Genomic DNA, 17,557 nt, shown 5'->3' on the forward strand with positions numbered 1-17,557 from the left:
AAAGCAGGAGATAGCATGGAAAAAGGCATGATAAAGCTGAAAAGTACCGTAATACTGGTGCTATTTGCTTTGCTCTACCTGTTGCCACTTAACGGCCGCTGGCTGTGGTCGCCGGATGAAACGCGCTATGCGGAAATCAGCCGCGAGATGCTTCAGCGCGGTGATTGGATCGTGCCGCATTTGCTGGACGTTCGCTACTTTGAGAAGCCTGTTGCAGGCTACTGGCTGAATAACATCAGTCAGTGGTTACTGGGTCATACCAATTTTTCTGTGCGCTTTGCCTCGGTATTTTCTACTGCCTTGAGCGCGCTGCTGGTGTTTTGGCTGGCGCTGCTGCTGTGGAAAAACCGGCGTACTGCGCTGCTGGCGGCGACGATCTATCTGACGTCACTGCTTGTGTATGGTATCGGCACGTACAGCGTACTTGATCCCATGGTGACGCTCTGGATGACGGCGGCGCTGTTCAGCCACGTGCTGATTCAGCGCGCTACGCTGACGCGTGAACGGCTGATGGCCTGGGGACTGATGGGGCTGGCCTGCGGCATGGGGTTTATGACCAAAGGTTTTCTGGCGCTGGCCTTGCCGGTCATCAGCGTGCTGCCAGTCGCGCTGGCGCAAAAGCGGATTAAGGAATTGCTGCTGTTCGGGCCGCTGGCAATTGTTGTCGCGGTATTGCTGAGTGCGCCGTGGGCGCTGGCAGTGCATGCGCGAGAAGCCGATTACTGGCATTACTTCTTTTGGATTGAACATATTCAGCGCTTTGCAGAAGACGACGCGCAGCATAAAGCGCCGTTCTGGTATTACCTGCCGGTGCTGATTGTCGGCACATTCCCCTGGCTGGCGCTGCTGCCGGGTGCATTGCGCAGCGGTTGGACGGAACGAAAGTCCTCCCCGGAACGGTTCCTTCTGCTGTGCTGGATGGTGATGCCGCTGCTGTTTTTCAGCATCGCCAAAGGCAAACTGTTAACCTACATCCTGCCGTGCTTTGCGCCGCTGGCGCTGCTGATGGCGGCGTGGATTTCCGGGCTGGCCCCTGCGGTACGCGACCGTCTCTTGCGCATCAATAGCTGGCTCAATCTTGCGTTCGGCAGTGTGCTGGCGCTCGCCGTTGCGGCGCTGGGCCTCGGTATCATCATGCCGCATCTCTATCAGCCAGGGGAAGGGTTGACCATCGTATCGGGTGTCGTCTGTTTTGTCGGCTGGGTGGCTTTTGCCGCAGTCAGCCTGAAAAAGTCGCGATCGTGGGGCTATCTGGTGGCAGGCTGTCCGTTATTTTTGGCGCTGCTCGTCGGCGGGAGTATTCCGGCGAGCGTGGTCGATTCAAAGAATCCTCAAACCTTTATTCGTAGTCATCAGCCATTGCTGGAGGACAGCCGCTATGTGCTGAGCGATGAAGTTGGGCTGGCTGCCGGGCTGGCGTGGGAGCTTAAGCGTAGCGATATCACCTTATTTAAGGCACGGGGTGAGCTGAACTACGGGCTGAACTATGCGGATGCCGCCGATCGCTTTGTGGATGAGGGGGCTTTCCCTGCCTGGCTTGCTGAGAAGCGGCGTAGCGGAAATGTTGCGCTGGTGCTGAAGATCGATAGAGATACCGATGAAGAATACCGCAACCTGCCTGCACCCGATCAGTTGAAAAAATCGCACCGCTACGTGCTGTTGTTTTATAAGCAGATAGCGCCATGAGTTATCTGCTGGTTGCTATCGTCTGCCTGCTGACCAGTCTGGGACAACTGTGCCAGAAACAGGCGGCGGAGTGCTGGCGGCGTTTGCCGCCAGATCGACGCCAGCGCGTGACGCTGGGGTGGCTGATGCTGGCGGCTGTGTTGCTGGGTATCGGGCTGTTGCTGTGGCTTGTGGTGTTGCAGCATATTCCGCTTGGCGTGGCATACCCGCTGCTGAGCATCAATTTTGTTCTGGTTACGCTGCTGGCGCACTATTGGTTTGGTGAGCGTGTGGACAGACACCACTGGTGGGGCATTGCGCTGATTGTCACCGGTATCTATCTGATGCAGGGGGGATGATGGCGAGACGAGGCTATGTCTGGGCGCTGGGCAGCATTGTATTAGCCAGCATTGCGCAGGTGTTAATGAAAAGCGGGATGCTGGCACTGCCGAGCATCTCCATGACGCACTGGCCGTCACTCAGCACATTGATGGGCGGTTGGCCTGCGGTTGCGGTGTTCTGCGGGATGGTCTGCTACGGACTGTCGATGGTGTGCTGGTTCATGGTGCTGCGTTATCTGCCGTTAAGCCGCGCCTATCCCCTGATTAGCCTGAGCTATGCGGTAGTGTATTTGGCGGCGGTTTTCCTGCCGTGGCTGAATGAGCCGATGAGCCTGCGTAAAAATCTCGGCGTTCTGATTATTATGCTGGGCGTTTGGCTGGTGACGCGTAACGCGCAGGCGGAGCGATAAACCGCCTGAGCGCGCGGGTAGTGCGGGATTATTGACTGAAGACGTGAGCGGTACCCGTGACGCTCAGGCTGACCTGTTGGCCGACGGCGAAAGCAGCGTGGCTGACGGTTTTCAGTTCAATGATCTCGGTTTCTGCGTGGTGGACGTGCAGCGTGAGCGTAGAGACGAAGCCGGAAAAATCAACTTTACGGATGGTTGCGCGAATCGTCGCTGCACGCTTTTCCCCCGCTCGGCCTATCTCTGTGCTATCAACCTCGACATCCTGAATCGTGATCTGCTCGGGTCTGAGCATGATCCGGGCTTTACCGCTGGCGATTGGGCGATCCACTGCGATGCGCCCAAGCAGGCAGTCAGCCTGACCGCCGTTAACCTGCGCATCAAGAATTAGCGTTTCGCCGAGGAAGGTCGCGATGTCTTCGCTGGCGGGCTGATGATACAGCGTCCACGGCGAGCCGGATTGTGACAGTTGACCGTCGCGCATCACGACGACGCGATCGGCAAAAGACAGCGCTTCCCCCTGATCGTGGGTCACCAGAATTGATGCCACGTTAGCCTGCTGCAAGACGTCCATCACCGCTTTACGCGTGGCGGCACGTAGGCCGGTGTCCAATGCGGAAAAGGGCTCATCCAGCAGCATTAATGCAGGGCGTTGCGCCAGCGCGCGAGCCAGCGCGACACGCTGCTGCTGACCGCCGGAAATCTCATGCGGCGAGTGCTTCTGTAAATGCGCGGGAAGGGAAACCAGCGCCATCAACTCCTCCACGCGCTTTTGCTTTTCCGCCTTCGAGCCTTTTAGCCCAAAGGCGATGTTGTCCGCGATGCACAGATGCGGGAACAGCGCGCCATCCTGCGGGACATAGCCGATCCCTCGCTGATGGGCGGGGACGGAAAGCCCGTTATCGCAGAGCGTTTTCCCGTTCAGCGTGATGACGCCGATATCTGGTTTTTCAAACCCGGCAATCAGGCGCAGCAGCGTGGTTTTCCCTGAACCGGACGGGCCGACAATCGCCGTGCGGCGGCTGTTTTCTAACGTCAGATGAATGTCAGACAGCACGGTGCGCCCGTTAAAGCTTTTACTGACGCGATGAAGTTCCAACATGATTACAGCCCCGCCATTTTTTGTGATTGCGTGTAGAGAAACCAGGTCCACGGTAGCGACAGTAGGACCAGAATAAGCGCGTAGGGTGCCGCAGCGGGATAATCGATCTCACTGGTGAGCGCCCAAAACCCGGTTGCCAGCGTGCGGGTGCCGTTGGGGGCCAGCAGCAGCGTGGCGGTCAGTTCGTTAACGATCGCCAGAAAGACGAGCGTTGCACCTGTGGCGACGCCGGGCGCGGCCAGCCGAATCGTCACGGTCATCAGCGTCTGTAATGGCGAACGCCCCAGACTCGCCGCAACCTGCTCCAGCTCCACGGGTGCCTGTGCGATACCCGCGCGTAGATTAACCAGCGCCCGTGGCATAAACATCAGCAGGTATGCCAGTAACACGGTGAATTCCGTCTGGTACAGCGGCCTGATGAGGTGAATGGTGGTGGTCACTAGCGCCAGCGCGACGACGATACCCGGCAGAGAACTGGTGATGTAATTGCACCCTTCCAGAAACCGATACAAGCGGTTGGGGTGGCGAATTGTCAGCCAGGCCATTGGAATGGCCGCCAGCGTCGTCAGTACGGCACCGCTCAGCGCCAGCGTCATGGTCTGGCGAAAGGCATCGAGCAGCTCGCTGCGCAGCCAGACGTCCCAGCCGCCAAACCACAGCCAGCGAGACAGCGTAATAAAAGGCACGCCGAGCGTGAGCAGCACCAATGTCACCAGTAACAGCAGCGCCAGTAGCAGCGGAAACGGCGACAGATGTTTTGGTGTGATAGCCTGCGGCGCGCCGGAACCGACATGTGCATAACGCGTGACGCCGCGTACGCGGGCATCCGCACACAACAGAAACAGGCACAGTAGCGCCAGCACGCCAGCCAACATATTGGCCGCCGGACCATTAAACGTTGACTGAAATTGATCGAAAATCGCGGTAGTAAACGTATCGAAACGGATCATGGCGAACAGGCCATACTCAGCCAGCAGATGCAGAGCAATCAGCAGCAGCCCGCCGCCGATAGCCAGCTTTAGCTGCGGCAGCACCACGCGGAAAAATACGGTCACGGGAGGCACGCCCAGCGTAGCCGCGACATCTTCCAGCGCAGGATTAAGCCGTCGCAGCGTCGCGGCACAGGGTAAATACAGAAACGGTAAATAGGCGACGACGGATAAAAACACGCCGGCCGGGAGACCGTGCAAACCGGGAGCGGTGCTGATCCAGGCATAGCTTTGTACAAATGCGGGGATCGCCAGCGGCGCGGTGAGCAGCAGTGACCACAGGCGTCGGGCGGGCAGAGTGGTACGTTCCGTCAGCCAGGCCAGCAGTACGCCCAGAACCGTACAAATCGGCAGCGTCAGGGCAACCAGCAGCACGGTGTTCGTCAGCAGTTCGCCCACGCGAGGGCGAAACAGCAGGGCGCGCGCTGTTTCCCAACCGGTATCAATGCTAACGCCAATCACAAAGCCCAGCGGAACAAATCCCAGCAGGGATAATATCAGGGCGATGAGGGTAAGCAGCGCGACTGGCTTGCATAATGGCGAAGAGGGGGCGGTGAACGCGGTCGTTTCGCTGTAGCTAACGTTTGTCATACGGCCTGTAGCTGCCTCGTCAGGACGATATTTTAAGACGGTGAAGCCGCGCTGAGCGGGCATTCAGGTAAGGATTCATCAGGGCGCGAACGCCCTGATGAAAGGGGGTTATGACATCTATGTGCTATAACCCATGCGCGACAATCTATGTGCTACAGCAAGCCAGCTTGTGTCATCAGATCCACGACTTTTTTGCTGTTGAGCTTGGCAGCATCGACTTTCGGTGCGTCCAGATCTTTCAGCGGAACCAGTTTGTCATTTGAGGCCGCGTTAACGCCAACGGCATACTCAAAGGCATCGTTGGTGCGTAAGATTTCCTGACCGGACTTGCCCGTAATCCATTTAATAAAGGCCTGTGCGTCTTTTGCATGTTTGCTGGATGCCAGTACACCGCCACCGGAAATACTGACGAACGCGCCCGGATCTTTATGTTTGAAGTAGTACAGCTTGGTGTTGTTACTGTTTTCGCCGGTTTTAGCCTGATCGACAAAACGGTAATAGTGATAGATCACGCCGCTATCAATCTGACCCGCGTTCACCGCTTTCATCACCGTACTGTTGCCTTTGTAGGCGGTGAAGTTTTCTTTCATGCCTTTCAGCCACTCTTGCGTGGCTTTCTCACCTTTCAACTCCAGATAGGCGCTAACGATGGCTTGAAAATCTGCACCGGACGGCGAGGCAGCCCAGCGGCCTTTCCATTCTGGCTTCGCCAGATCGGCTAAGGATTTCGGCAACTGCGCGTCGGTAAATTTGGTTGGGTTGTAGACAAAGACGGTTGAACGCGCGGCAATCCCGATCCAGCGTCCGTGGGACGGACGATAATCAGACGACACCTGTGCGAGGGTGGCTTTATCCAGCGGAGCAAAGAGATCGGCGTTATCGACCAGCACCATTGACGGTGAGTTTTCGGTCAGGAACACATCGGCAGGCGACGATTTCCCTTCCTGCACCAGTTGGTTGCCCAACTCGGTGTCGCTGCCATTGCGTAATGTCACCTTGATGCCGGTTTCTTTGGTAAAACCGTCGACCCAGGATTTTACGAGATTTTCATGCTGGGCATTGTAAATCACAATCCCTTCATCGTTTTCTGCTGCATTTGCCGACGCGCTGAGAGCCAAACCGGAAGCGAATAAAACGGCAGAACTCAGTAATCCAAAACCAAGCTTCATATTATTTACCCTTATCAATACTTGTCGTGTTTGCGTATTGCTGGCCTACATGAGAGCCCCCGTATCGCTGACGATAACCACGTTATTTTAGCGATACAGGCCGATATGTAGCGGCAGTCAAGGATGGATTTTACATATTGGTAATAATAATGATAGTTATTATTATTTCGCTTTCTTAAGGTTAAATTAAGGTTTTGGTGAATGTGATATGTCGGTTATCACTTTATTTCAGGGCGTGTCACGGTGTGGAATAGTATTAATCCATTGCCTGAAAAATAGCCTGGGGCGGTTGTGAAATTTATTTCACCAGAAATGAGATATAACGTCATGATTTACAGAAACAAATCCTGATTAATCATCTATATTTACTGTGCAGGCTGTGAGTAGCGATACAACAAATGCACCGTATTTCTTCGGTGTCACGTGCGCTTGTCTGCAATTTTGGGTTAATTGACCGACAAAAGGTGACACAGCAACTGATATTCGGGGGATGGAAAAATGGATGTAGAAACGCGGATGATTGAGCTTATCGTTAAATCTGGCGAAACACGTTCCTGCGCAATGGAAGCCTTGAGATCTGCTCGCCGAGGGGAGTGGGATCATGTCGATGAACTATTAAAAATGGCAGCGGTGGCGTTGAACCGGGCGCAATTGATTCAGACCGGGTTCATTGGCAACCAGAGTAAGGAAAAAACGAATCTCGAACTTATCGTGGTGCACGCACAGGATCACCTGATGAATGCGATGCTGTGCCGTGAACTGGCTGAAGAGATTATTGAACTCAGAAAAGAGGTCTCTGGCGTCAATCTTCACGTGCGCTAAGCGCATCACGGAGCAAATAGAAAAGCCATTCGGCTTCACGCTGAGTGGCTTTGCTGTTTCTGCCCGCCGCGCTTTTTTCTTAGCGACGGCTTCCTTATAGTAATTTTTTCTTGTGCTACTTCGCTTTTCCGTACTGTTCGTCGCTGACTTTTTCCAGCCAGTCGACCGGGCTGCCGTTAAGTGATTCGGCAATGGCAATGTGCGTCATGGCGGTTTGTGCCGTGGCACCGTGCCAGTGTTTTATGCCTTCGGGTATCCAGACGATATCGCCCTGATTGATCTCCTGAACTTCGCCACCCCATTCCTGAAGCCAGCCTCGCCCCTGCGTGACGATTAGCGTCTGGCCGAGTGGATGGGTGTGCCATGCCGTACGGGCGCCCGGTTCAAACGTGACCGTCGCGCCGCCAACCCGGGCGGGTGCGGTGCTCTGGAAAGGGGCATCGATACGTACGTTGCCGGAAAAATAGCTTTCCGGGCCGGGCTGGGACGGAAGTGAACCGCTGCGGGTAATTTTCAATTTTTCCTCCATTCCGGCAATCGCAGCCGGAGCTAATATAGATAACATCACAGCAGAGGCTGCAAGTTTCATTTTTATGACGGACACCCTTGTCCGTCACCCTGCGCGGGCCATCGCAAGCGACGTTGAAAAACGTTACTGCGATTTATGGGGAAGCACCAGAGGGCAAAAGCCGCAAGAGGCTATGAATTATATTCATTAATTGTGCGAGTAATGCAGGAGGTTATTCCCGATTGCCGCTTTTCAGTGCCGCCAAATCGGCTATTTCCGGTTTCACATGAACATCATTCATGAATTTGTATAATAGGTACACATTGATGACACCACTATTCGGACACGCTGATGTTAAAAGAAAATTTTAATGACCTCATTTCGTTCCTTGTGGTGGCAAGAGAACGTAGTTTTACCAAAGCGGCGGCGAAGCTCGGGCTTTCTCAGTCGGCGCTAAGCCATTCGATTCGTGGCCTGGAAGAGCGACTGGGCGTGCGTTTGCTGACCCGAACCACGCGCAGCGTCGCGCCAACGGATGCAGGGGAAAAGCTGGCACATAGCCTCGGTCCGAGCTTTGCGGATATTGAAAGCGAACTGGTGGCGTTGGGCGATATGCGCGAGCGTCCTGCGGGGAATATTCGCATCACGGCGGGGGAGCATGCGGTTGATTCAATTTTATGGCCGGTATTAAAGCCATTTTTGGCGAATTACCCCGATATTAACGTCGAAATTACGGTAGATAACGCCTTAACCGATATTGTTCTTGGCCGCTTTGATGCGGGGATTCGTCTGGGTGAGCAGGTGGCGAAAGACATGATCGCCGTGCGTATTGCACCGGAAATGAGCATGGCAGTGGTTGGTTCCCCGAATTATTTCGCGCGTCATCCTGCCCCCGCAACACCGCAAGATTTACAGCATCACCGCTGTATTAACATGCGCCTGCCGACGATGGGGGGCATCTACGCGTGGGAATTTGAGAAAAACGGTCGGGAAATCAGGGTGCGCGTCGAAGGACAATTGACGATGAATAGCCTGCGTCAGCGGATCGATGCTGCACAAATCGGGCTTGGCCTGGCCTATGTACCGGAAGATGCGGTGCGTGAGGATATTGCCAGCGGACGCCTGATTCGAGTGCTGACGGAATGGTGCCAGCCGTTCCCTGGCTACTATCTGTATTATCCCAGCCGCAAACAGCACACCACTGCCTTCTCACTGTTTGTGGAAGCGCTGCGCTACCCGCGTTAGCGATTGGGATTTTGAGTTTTCTTGTTAATACTTAAGGAAATGAAATGCTCTCTGATAATAATGACGCGCATTTAGCGGTTTTTTCCGGTGAGTTTAGCGTTAGTGACGATGCCTGGACGCTGGATGCCGTGCGGTGGGGATTCGTTGAAAAGAAAAAGATCATCGCCAGCCTAAAAGGGAAAATGGGGAGCGGCCCGTTTAATGCAGAGATAGAGTTATTATGGCGGGAAGAACTCAACGACTATTTCGGCAGAGGCGAAATTACCTATGATAATTACCGCTCGGAATACAAAACTAATGGTTTCGCAATAAAAATAATGGCGTCAGATATTTATCTAGAAGACGATGTTTGCGTTATTGACGAGGCCGAATGGCTGGAAAATGGCTACCCGTATGCCTTTTATGGCGATTTAGAACGGGTAGGTCATTGAAGCGAATAGCGGCCATTTTCAATAATGACCGCTATTTTATCAGCGTTATTTTGAGGGAGAGTGGATTTATTCGAAGGCGATCGTATGTTCTGTAAAATACACCGGATCTTCGCGGGATCTGATGAACATACCTGCATCAATGCCTTGATTGCTCGCACTGATTTTTTAGCCTCATCATTTCCGCTGGTGGCAAGGGGGCTGTCATCATAGAACGATACTTCATACACGCTGGTGTTTCATCCGTAGGGGATCTCTTCGTGCTGGATGAGCAGGCGATAACAAATAGGGTTATTGAGACGATTAATAGCCGAGGGATCGTGGCCTGATAATTTTTCATCGATTCTCCTGTTTGCTTTTTATACATTACCTTTCAACACTATTCACTTCCACCCGTTATGGGAAAGGTATATGTAAATAGCATAGTTCACGGCCCAATAGCTTGTTGTTTTTGCACTCTGCCATTCTACATATCTCTGAATCAAGTCCGCCGTGGGCAAGAAGACAAAGATGCACCTTAGCTGCCTTTATTTCTTTATCTGAAGGTAATGAATTCACATCCTTCGTCTTTAATGCGAAGAGGAGGGAAGGGGAGTGTTCTGGGGTACACTCGATGTACCATGCTTGTCCACATTCCGCACAGTAATACATGGATTCCTCATAGTTCCACTGTGGTTCAAAATACTCACTATCTGGTGTTTCAAAATGCCGATTATGAGTTAATGCATTTGAAAAGTGGAAACCGTGCCCCCAATAGTCGAGTTCAGCCACGCTGGTGGGAAGTTGTTTGCAATTACACATAGTTTTTATATTAAATTTAATCGCACAATAGTAACCCTATAAAGCATGAGGAGGAATACCGAGCGAATCCGTAATATTGCGAATATATTAAGTTAACATTAAGAGAATGGTTTGTCAGATGAAATAAAAAGGAAGGTCAGGATGACGCTATTCGTACTTATTCATCACACCAAAGATTCTTGAACGCCATCATCACTGAAATCACTCACAAATCTGAGAACTCGGAGCTGTCAACAACCCTTTACTGCCTCATATTCAGGCGGCGTAGATGATAATGACGGCCTGAAAACCCTTCTCCTATCTGGTTATCAGCCTGATTATTGTGACGGACATAAACACTGTACATACCGTTACACAGCAACGCTCATCATCGGCGATAAGCCTGGTATATAATCCAAAAATACAGGGATCGATTTACTGTGAAGATAAAAATTCACAACTTTCAAACAATAAATATCATGTAGCCTTACTTTATAATGAAAATCAAAAATACTCTCTGCCTACATATCCTGATGGCTACCCTTGCCATCCTGTTTCTTAGCGTTCCCCCGCTGGTGAAGAGCGTTGATCCGGCGCTGACATTCCAGCCGATGATTAACACGATGGAAGGGACGGCAAAAGAACAAAAGGAAAAGATAGCCACCATTTCCCATGCATTACAGGGAAATGCGATTTTCTTTCTCGGCGCTTCCGAGGTCTCTACATCGGAAGATGAACATTACGCTGTCTATAATTACTTTAATAACCAGTTACATCGTCCGGTTGTGGCCTATGGCGATAGCTATGTAGATAGCGTCACGCACTTTTTACTGCTTTCACGTTTTAAAAATGAGCTTAACGCTAACAGTAAAGTTGTTTTGCTGCTGGCACCCGATAGCTTTTATTCAGACGGTATTCCCCCGGCAATTTTTGCCAATAATTTCCCGGCATCTATTTTTAATCCCCTGATGCAGGATGATCAGACGCGCCCCTTTTTGGTCAATTACTTACAACATATCGATAAAGAAGAGATAAGCCACTTAACGTTTGGCCAAATGCAAGTCTATGGCTGGGATCCACAAATTATCTGGCAGGAAGTGAGTTATCAATTTGCTAATTTCTGCGAGCTAATAAAAAACGACTGGCTGTCGATGCTAGGTATTATTCCCCAGCCGACACAACCGTGGCCACATCGGTCAACTGTCAATACGATTCCTGACTGGAATCGCGAGTTGGCGCAGGCTCAGTTGTTGAATCAGTCCCGCGAGCAAAGTGCAGACACATTGTGGATGGATAAATCCGTTTTTGCAGACGATAAAACACCGGAAGAGTGGGACGATGCACCGATTGTTCCGGCGCAGATGGAAGCGTTATCGGCGACGATCAAACTGCTGAAAGCGCGCAACGTCCAGTTTGTTGTGATTGTCGATCCGATTAATCCGTGGGCAATTAAAAATTCCGAGAAATTCCAGCCAGTCGATACCCAGATCAGATCGATGCTGGAGGCAAATCAGGTTCGCTATTTTGATATGTATGCGCAGCCTTATCAGAACGGCTGGAATTGGGATCGCCTGCACCCAACCGATCCGGCATGGGTCGCGATGGATCAATTTATTGCAGAGAGTTTTAAATGATGAAAACTGCCATTCGCCTTTTTTTCCTTTATCTCTTTCTGGCAGTCACCATCGTCGCATGGACTTCTGTTGATGAAAGCATGAGTTTAAAAGTGCATTTTGAATATCAAAAATTCTGAAGGATGAATGATGTACAGCTCCGGAATGTTTTTTTTCCTTCTGTTTTCATCGGCCTTACTGTTCGCGCTGGTTAATCGCGTATTCAGTTATCGGCTGACGTATTTATCCGCCTTTTCCGTATTGGCGGTGCTAGGCTGGGGATATATTTTCCAGGGGGATTACCTTGTTCCCGTGGCGGTTTTCCTGAGCTTTTATCTTCTGGTCACCTTAAAAGAGAAAGGGTGGTTAAAAACCTGGCAGGCAGTCAGCCTGACGCTGTTGCCGCTATTTTTGGTGAAATTACACCTCAATAACCACTGGGGCATGATCGGCCTGTCCTTTATGACCTTCCGCGCCATTGATGTGCTGCTTTATCGCAGCAAAAAAGATGGTCAGCATTTCCTGCATTACTTCTGCTACCTCTTTATGCCTTTTATTATTCTGGCTGGCCCGATGTATCGCTGGCGGACATGGGTTAATGACATCACTAAGCCTGTCTTCACGCTCACCCGTGAGCAGTTTTTGGTGGCCATGGAGCAAATTTTTACCGGCATTATTCAGAAGTTCTTATTTGCCATGCTGATCAATAATCTGGTTATTGAATCGTGGAGCCATCGCCCGTTTACGTTAAGCGTTGGCGTCGTGATGTCGCTGGCCTACAGCGCCTATCTCTACTTTGATTTTGCCGGCTACAGCAATATGGCTATCGGGGCTGGTCGCTTATTTGGCCTGAGTATCCCGGCAAACTTCAATCTGCCTATTCTGGCCAAAAACCCGCAGGATTTCTGGCGGCGCTTCCATATCAGCCTGTCTGAATGGCTGCGGGATGTGGTCTTTATGCCGATTTATATGAATCTGATGAAGCTCGACTTTTTCCGACAGAACAAAACGTTGGCGCAGAATATTGGCATCTTCTGCACCCTGTTTTGTATGGGGGCATGGAACGGGCTTGAACGACACTATGTCATCAGCGGCGCGCTGTTTGGCGCCATTTCCGTTGCTCACAACATGTTGCAGTGGTCAGCCAAACGCAGCCCAACGCTGAGCAATTGTCTACATCATCCGGTTATTGTGTTCATCGGTCGAATTCTGACGCTGGCAAGCGCTGCGGCCTCCCTCTACATCTTTAGCGGAATGTCTCCTCTATGAACCTTCACTCTGAGCTTCAGGAACTGCAAGATTTCCTCCGTGCGGCCTTACTCCAACCCGCCAACCCAGATTGGTTGGCGATTAGCGGCAGCGATGACGCGATGACCTGGCAACAGCTCTCCGTCGCCGTGACAGACTGGTGGCATCGCTATCAGCAATGCCAGCAGCCTGCGGGATTGCCGGTCGTGTTATATGGTCACCAGCAGGCTGAGTTTGCCGTAGCGATCTATAGCTGTTTGCTGCATAACATTCCGTATATCCCAGTGGATTGCATCTATCCGCAAGAGCGGCTTAAAGAGATTTGCCATCTGGCGAGCGCGCCTTACTATTATGATGTCGCGACCCGACAGTTCATTGCGACCGGGGAGGCCGGACAGGCGCTGGTCGAGCAGGACCTTGCCTATATTATGTTTACCTCTGGCAGCACCGGAAAACCTAAAGGAGTGCAGATCGGACGTGAAAGCCTGTGGCACTTCATGAAGTGGGTACGTCAGGACTTTTCGCTGCCGGACGTGCCGGTGCTGATGAACCATGCGGTGTTCAGCTTCGATCTCTCGTTGATCCCGTTGCTGGCGAATCTGGCAACCGGAGGGCATATCGTTCTGAATGCGAAAGAGGATATCGCGGCAGAAAACTGGCTCGATCGCCTGAAAGACAACGGCGTTTCCGTCTGGGTGTCAACGCCGTCTTTCGCTTACCAGAAGCTGCTCTCGCCTCAGTTCAACAGTGAATATTTACCTGAACTCAACGTCTTTGTGTTCATTGGCGAAGTGCTAAATAAAGCATTGGTCAAACAGCTACGCCGCCGCTTCCCGCAGGCCAAAATTCTCAACTCTTATGGGCCAACAGAAGCGACTATCGCGACCACTGTTATCGAAATCACCGATGAAATCCTACACAGCGACAACGATCTGCTGCCGGTCGGCGCGATGATGCCGGATTCCAGAATGGAAATTACCGCTGAAGGTGAGTTGATCATTTGGGGCAAAAACGTGATGCGCGGCTACCTTGGGCTCGCGAAAGAGAATGCCGAAAAATTGCTGCGTCGGGAAAGCGAAGCGTTCCGGGGCTACAGAACGGGCGATCTGGGCTACGAGAATGGGTTGCTATACTGCCAGGGGCGTAATGACAGCCAAATCAAACTAAATGGCTACCGTATTGAAATCAACGAGATTGAAAACCGCCTGCTGGCGATGTCCGACATCAGTGAAGCGGTGGTTCTGCCGCTGATGAAATCGGGCGGCGGCGTTCTGCGCATCGCGGCGTTCTGCGTCACGAACTTAGCGCCTGAAGCGATTAAAACGTCACTCTCGAAAGTCATCCCGCCTTACATGGTGCCTTCCCAAATTATTATCAAAGATGCGTTGCCGCTGAATCCTAACGGCAAAATCGACCGTAAACTGCTGGACACCCATGCCCGCACGATCTAATGACTCAGGAAAAATGATGGAACAAGAAATACTCGCGCTGTTTGAAAAGATCTTATCCCGCAAAGTGGGTTTCAATGATGAGCTGATAGAGTCCGATATTCTCGACTCTATTCTGGCGGTCGACTTGGTACTGGAAGTGCAGGACGTTTACGGCTGCGTGATCCCGCCAACCGAAGTCGCTACCGTACTGAAAACTCCGGCGGACTTGGCTCGCTATATTGAAGAGAACCGCGGCTAGGGCTGAAACGGCAACGGCTTTTCATGATTTAAAAACCCTGGATATTTATCTGGGGTTTTTTTATGGGATTTTATTCAGGTTGATTACATCATCAGATAGTGGTGAACAATAGGGGGAGTGATTCTCTATTCCAACCACCCTAATTATTATAATTGTATCCGTGGTGTTGAAAATTTGTTGCCGATATTATCTGAAAAGATCTTTCAACAATGGATAATACACGGAGACGTAAAATGGACTCATTCACTTTAGAAGATCGATTTAATTATCAACCTTTAACCAATTCTCAAGGTGAAATCTACCCTTTTGGCGTGAGTATTGAACCTAAACAGTCAGGTGTGCATATTGGCGAATTATCGCCTAACTGGCTGCGTACACTCGTAGAGAACCAACAATTAGTGATACTGCGGGGCTTTGATAGTTTTACGAGTGCAGAAAATTTAACAACATACTGCGCCGCCATGGGTGACATTATGCAATGGCCGTTTGGCGCCGTGTTGGAACTGGTTGAACAGCCCGATGCTACCGATCATATCTTTGCTAACAACTATGTCCCCTTGCACTGGGATGGCATGTACCTTAAGACCGTGCCTGAGCTCCAGGTCTTTCAATGCGTCTCAGCGATTGGCGAAGGGCAGGGTGGGCGAACCACGTTTTCTAGTACCACCACTGCGTTACGTCTGGCATCACCCGAAACCAAAGCGTTGTGGCAACGTGCAACAGGTCAGTATCAGCGTGCCGTCGAGCTATATAGCAGTACCGCAGAAGCGCCTATTATAGAACAGCACCCTTACCGCACTTATCCCGTCATTCGCTTTTGTGAGCCGCCGATTGCTGGCGATAAAGAATTCTTGAACCCATCCACTTATCATTTCTCAGGCATTGAACCTGAAGAGCAAGAGCTATTACTCAGCAGTTTGCAACAAGCCTTATATGATCCACGGGTTCAGTATGCGCATCAGTGGCAAAGCGGCGATATTGTCATTGCAGATAACTACTCGTTATTACACGGTCGTGAATCTTATGCCAGCCAGAGTGGCCGTCATCTACGTCGGGTGCACATCCATGCGAAACAGCCGCTGACTAACCCACATTTGGTGCAACCGTCATGAAACCACAGCATGTTGATCTCATGATTATCGGCGCCGGGCCAGTCGGCCTGGCCTGTGCCTATCTTGCTCAGCTGTCAGGTTTAAGCACTGTCATTATCGATAAATCATCAGGGCCGCTAACGGTAGGCCGTGCTGATGCGCTAAACGCCCGTAGCTTACAGCTGTTTGAAATTATCGGTTTATTCGACGAGCTTTACCCCTTAGGCAAAACCTGCAATACCAGCTCAGTCTGGTCAAAAGGTAAATTTATTTCACGCCAATCTACCTGGTGGGATGCTTTAGAAGGCTGTTTCCACAAGCATTTTTTAATGATTGGTCAGGCTTATGTGGAACAAGCGCTCGATAATAAGCTCACCGAACTAAAGAGTGCCGTGCGCCGTAATACTTCTGTGGAAAATATTGTGCTGGAGGGCGACGGCTGCCTCACTACGCTCACCAACGGTGAGACCGTGCGTTCCCGGTATTTGATTGGTGCAGATGGTTCACGATCGTTTGTGCGCCAACACTTTGCTATCCCGTTTGAGATCACGCGACCACAAATTACCTGGGCCGTGATTGATGGTGAAATAGAAACTGATTTCCCAAAAGTACCAGAGATTATTGTTTTCCAGGCTGAAACTGCCGATGTAGCGTGGATACCACGTGAAGGTAAGATTGATCGTTTCTATATCCAGATGGAGAGCGAGGACTTCACGCAACAGCAGGCGGTAGATAAAATTAATCATGCTCTGCAACCACACCGTCTTCGTTTCAAGTCGATTGAGTGGTACTCACAATTCTCGGTTAAAGAGTCCGTAGCAGAACATTATAGCCTTGAAAATAAATTATTTATCGCTGGTGATGCGAGCCATATTCACTCGGTAAATGGTGGGCAAGGGTTAAATACCGGGTTGGCTGATGCATTTAACCTCATCTGGAAAATAGCGATGATTACCCATCATCATGCGCCTCAAACGCTATTACAGACTTACGAAACAGAGCGAAAAGCGGTCGCGCTGGAAGTGGTAAAAACGTCAGCGGAACTCGTGCGTTCGACCAAAACCTCAGAGACAGGCAACCATGCCGATGATTACGTCAAGATTGTCGAAAAACGTGCGGGTTACATCACGGGGATGGGCGTTCGCTATGGAACCGACGGGCGTGTTGGTGAAAGGCTGCATGATTTTATGTGGTGTGATCCTCAATCTGGGCAGCCTGGCAGAATTTACTCACATTTAAATTATCGTCATTACAGTTTGCTCATCATCGGCGCGGCAGATGTACCTGCATCACTGCCTGATATCGTCAATATTCTGCACGTTGAAACGGGAAGTAGCCCCTATTCCGATCAATACCTGTTAGTTCGGCCAGATGGCTATATAGCCGCCACCGCTCCTCTCGACCATCCTTCAGTCATCAGTCATTACTTCAGTGACTGGCGAGTTCAATAGAATAAACGTTGCCGGCTCAGTGGGATTGTACTGAGCCGATTTTTCTCTGTCGTGCAAAGTGTAATAGAGCACGCTAGACGTTATTTTGCTTACAATCCAAACTTCAAAGTCTATAGAGATGTCATCTCTTTTGATCGGCTGCTGAACTCTGCTAACGAGCGCGCCTCTCTGCTGCTGAGACTAAGCAAGATGCGGTTAATGAAGTGGGGTTCTTCGCAACTAAATACGGTATGTAAACGGCGACACACGGTAGAGAAATTAAAGCGTTATTTCGGAAATTGGGGCGCGGAATGGTAATGTTCTGGTTATTATTTTCCCGAAATACAAAAAATGAGTATGTCAGACGACATGTAAAAGTGAATGGTTCGGTTTGGCGGGCGCTTACATCTGAATTTTATTAATCTCCCCAGCCTGACGG

At 51.0% G+C, this 17,557-nt stretch carries 16 protein-coding genes; 12 read left to right on the top strand and 4 right to left on the bottom strand.

All coding sequences use genetic code 11. From position 1 onward, the window contains the following. Window positions 1-15: 15 nt before the first annotated feature. The 3 genes from arnT to arnF are packed head-to-tail and all read left to right on the top strand — an operon-like array spanning window position 16 to window position 2,416. Window positions 16-1,686: a lipid IV(A) 4-amino-4-deoxy-L-arabinosyltransferase gene (gene arnT / locus I2D83_RS06985; protein WP_205947772.1), complete on the top strand. Its 1,671-nt coding sequence runs from the start codon at window positions 16-18 to the stop codon at window positions 1,684-1,686. After that, a complete protein-coding gene (gene arnE, locus I2D83_RS06990; protein ID WP_205947773.1) occupies window positions 1,683-2,024 on the top strand; it encodes a 4-amino-4-deoxy-L-arabinose-phosphoundecaprenol flippase subunit ArnE in 342 nt (113 codons plus the stop codon). Before arnT ends, arnE begins: the two co-directional genes overlap by 4 nt. Continuing rightward, on the top strand, window positions 2,024-2,416 hold the full coding sequence (gene arnF, locus I2D83_RS06995) for a 4-amino-4-deoxy-L-arabinose-phosphoundecaprenol flippase subunit ArnF (protein ID WP_180779770.1): 393 nt from the start codon (window positions 2,024-2,026) through the stop codon (window positions 2,414-2,416). The genes arnE and arnF overlap by 1 nt, the downstream gene beginning before the upstream one ends. A 28-nt stretch (window positions 2,417-2,444) precedes the next feature. Here the strand turns inward: arnF and I2D83_RS07000 are convergent, their stop codons facing one another. From I2D83_RS07000 to I2D83_RS07010, 3 genes are all read right to left on the bottom strand, one after another. Beyond that, window positions 2,445-3,515: an ABC transporter ATP-binding protein gene (locus I2D83_RS07000; protein WP_205947774.1), complete on the bottom strand. Its 1,071-nt coding sequence runs from the start codon at window positions 3,513-3,515 to the stop codon at window positions 2,445-2,447. A 2-nt stretch (window positions 3,516-3,517) separates the two neighbouring features. After that, window positions 3,518-5,095, bottom strand: a complete 1,578-nt coding sequence (locus tag I2D83_RS07005; protein ID WP_205947775.1) for an ABC transporter permease — start codon at window positions 5,093-5,095, stop codon at window positions 3,518-3,520. A gap of 152 nt (window positions 5,096-5,247) precedes the next feature. Then, window positions 5,248-6,264, bottom strand: coding sequence for an iron ABC transporter substrate-binding protein (locus I2D83_RS07010; RefSeq protein ID WP_015841098.1), 1,017 nt, complete (start codon window positions 6,262-6,264; stop codon window positions 5,248-5,250). Between the two features lie 498 nt (window positions 6,265-6,762). Here I2D83_RS07010 and I2D83_RS07015 point away from each other — a divergent pair, with 498 nt between their 5' ends. Further along, window positions 6,763-7,086: a PTS sugar transporter subunit IIA gene (locus tag I2D83_RS07015; RefSeq protein ID WP_015841097.1), complete on the top strand. Its 324-nt coding sequence runs from the start codon at window positions 6,763-6,765 to the stop codon at window positions 7,084-7,086. A gap of 115 nt (window positions 7,087-7,201) precedes the next feature. Here the strand turns inward: I2D83_RS07015 and I2D83_RS07020 are convergent, their stop codons facing one another. Next, on the bottom strand, window positions 7,202-7,651 hold the full coding sequence (locus tag I2D83_RS07020; protein WP_413232274.1) for a (R)-mandelonitrile lyase: 450 nt from the start codon (window positions 7,649-7,651) through the stop codon (window positions 7,202-7,204). A 294-nt stretch (window positions 7,652-7,945) separates the two neighbouring features. On the opposite strand from I2D83_RS07020, the gene I2D83_RS07025 reads away from it, so the two are divergent. The 8 genes from I2D83_RS07025 (at window position 7,946) to I2D83_RS07060 (ending at window position 17,139) form a co-directional block, all read left to right on the top strand. Then, window positions 7,946-8,839 (top strand): LysR family transcriptional regulator, encoded by an 894-nt coding sequence (locus I2D83_RS07025; protein ID WP_205947777.1) that lies wholly within the window; start codon window positions 7,946-7,948, stop codon window positions 8,837-8,839. A 44-nt stretch (window positions 8,840-8,883) separates the two neighbouring features. Next, window positions 8,884-9,270: a hypothetical protein gene (locus I2D83_RS07030; protein ID WP_205947778.1), complete on the top strand. Its 387-nt coding sequence runs from the start codon at window positions 8,884-8,886 to the stop codon at window positions 9,268-9,270. Between the two features lie 1,274 nt (window positions 9,271-10,544). Continuing rightward, window positions 10,545-11,681 carry a D-alanyl-lipoteichoic acid biosynthesis protein DltD gene (locus I2D83_RS07035; RefSeq protein ID WP_180779727.1) on the top strand — a complete coding sequence of 379 codons (1,137 nt, stop codon included), beginning with the start codon at window positions 10,545-10,547 and terminating at the stop codon, window positions 11,679-11,681. Between the two features lie 129 nt (window positions 11,682-11,810). Beyond that, on the top strand, window positions 11,811-12,929 hold the full coding sequence (locus tag I2D83_RS07040; RefSeq protein ID WP_180779769.1) for a membrane-bound O-acyltransferase family protein: 1,119 nt from the start codon (window positions 11,811-11,813) through the stop codon (window positions 12,927-12,929). Beyond that, window positions 12,926-14,359, top strand: a complete 1,434-nt coding sequence (locus I2D83_RS07045) for an AMP-binding protein (protein WP_181848599.1) — start codon at window positions 12,926-12,928, stop codon at window positions 14,357-14,359. The genes I2D83_RS07040 and I2D83_RS07045 overlap by 4 nt, the downstream gene beginning before the upstream one ends. 16 nt (window positions 14,360-14,375) lie before the next feature. Beyond that, complete coding sequence (locus I2D83_RS07050; RefSeq protein WP_010300175.1) at window positions 14,376-14,597, top strand: acyl carrier protein; 222 nt, start codon at window positions 14,376-14,378, stop codon at window positions 14,595-14,597. Between the two features lie 233 nt (window positions 14,598-14,830). Next, a complete protein-coding gene (locus tag I2D83_RS07055; protein ID WP_205947779.1) occupies window positions 14,831-15,709 on the top strand; it encodes a TauD/TfdA family dioxygenase in 879 nt (292 codons plus the stop codon). Then, window positions 15,706-17,139: an FAD-binding protein gene (locus tag I2D83_RS07060; RefSeq protein WP_181848597.1), complete on the top strand. Its 1,434-nt coding sequence runs from the start codon at window positions 15,706-15,708 to the stop codon at window positions 17,137-17,139. The genes I2D83_RS07055 and I2D83_RS07060 overlap by 4 nt, the downstream gene beginning before the upstream one ends. The last annotated feature ends 418 nt before the right edge of the window (window positions 17,140-17,557 follow it).

Source organism: Pectobacterium aroidearum (assembly GCF_015689195.1).
GTDB lineage: Bacteria > Pseudomonadota > Gammaproteobacteria > Enterobacterales > Enterobacteriaceae > Pectobacterium > Pectobacterium aroidearum.

Coding starts and splice junctions, on each gene's coding strand:
- arnT (WP_205947772.1), top strand. CDS start 16: ATGGAAAAAGGCATGATAAAGCTGAAAAGTACCGTAATACTGGTGCTA.
- arnE (WP_205947773.1), top strand. CDS start 1,683: ATGAGTTATCTGCTGGTTGCTATCGTCTGCCTGCTGACCAGTCTGGGA.
- arnF (WP_180779770.1), top strand. CDS start 2,024: ATGGCGAGACGAGGCTATGTCTGGGCGCTGGGCAGCATTGTATTAGCC.
- I2D83_RS07000 (WP_205947774.1), bottom strand. CDS start 3,515: ATGTTGGAACTTCATCGCGTCAGTAAAAGCTTTAACGGGCGCACCGTG.
- I2D83_RS07005 (WP_205947775.1), bottom strand. CDS start 5,095: ATGACAAACGTTAGCTACAGCGAAACGACCGCGTTCACCGCCCCCTCT.
- I2D83_RS07010 (WP_015841098.1), bottom strand. CDS start 6,264: ATGAAGCTTGGTTTTGGATTACTGAGTTCTGCCGTTTTATTCGCTTCC.
- I2D83_RS07015 (WP_015841097.1), top strand. CDS start 6,763: ATGGATGTAGAAACGCGGATGATTGAGCTTATCGTTAAATCTGGCGAA.
- I2D83_RS07020 (WP_413232274.1), bottom strand. CDS start 7,651: ATGTTATCTATATTAGCTCCGGCTGCGATTGCCGGAATGGAGGAAAAA.
- I2D83_RS07025 (WP_205947777.1), top strand. CDS start 7,946: ATGTTAAAAGAAAATTTTAATGACCTCATTTCGTTCCTTGTGGTGGCA.
- I2D83_RS07030 (WP_205947778.1), top strand. CDS start 8,884: ATGCTCTCTGATAATAATGACGCGCATTTAGCGGTTTTTTCCGGTGAG.
- I2D83_RS07035 (WP_180779727.1), top strand. CDS start 10,545: ATGAAAATCAAAAATACTCTCTGCCTACATATCCTGATGGCTACCCTT.
- I2D83_RS07040 (WP_180779769.1), top strand. CDS start 11,811: ATGTACAGCTCCGGAATGTTTTTTTTCCTTCTGTTTTCATCGGCCTTA.
- I2D83_RS07045 (WP_181848599.1), top strand. CDS start 12,926: ATGAACCTTCACTCTGAGCTTCAGGAACTGCAAGATTTCCTCCGTGCG.
- I2D83_RS07050 (WP_010300175.1), top strand. CDS start 14,376: ATGGAACAAGAAATACTCGCGCTGTTTGAAAAGATCTTATCCCGCAAA.
- I2D83_RS07055 (WP_205947779.1), top strand. CDS start 14,831: ATGGACTCATTCACTTTAGAAGATCGATTTAATTATCAACCTTTAACC.
- I2D83_RS07060 (WP_181848597.1), top strand. CDS start 15,706: ATGAAACCACAGCATGTTGATCTCATGATTATCGGCGCCGGGCCAGTC.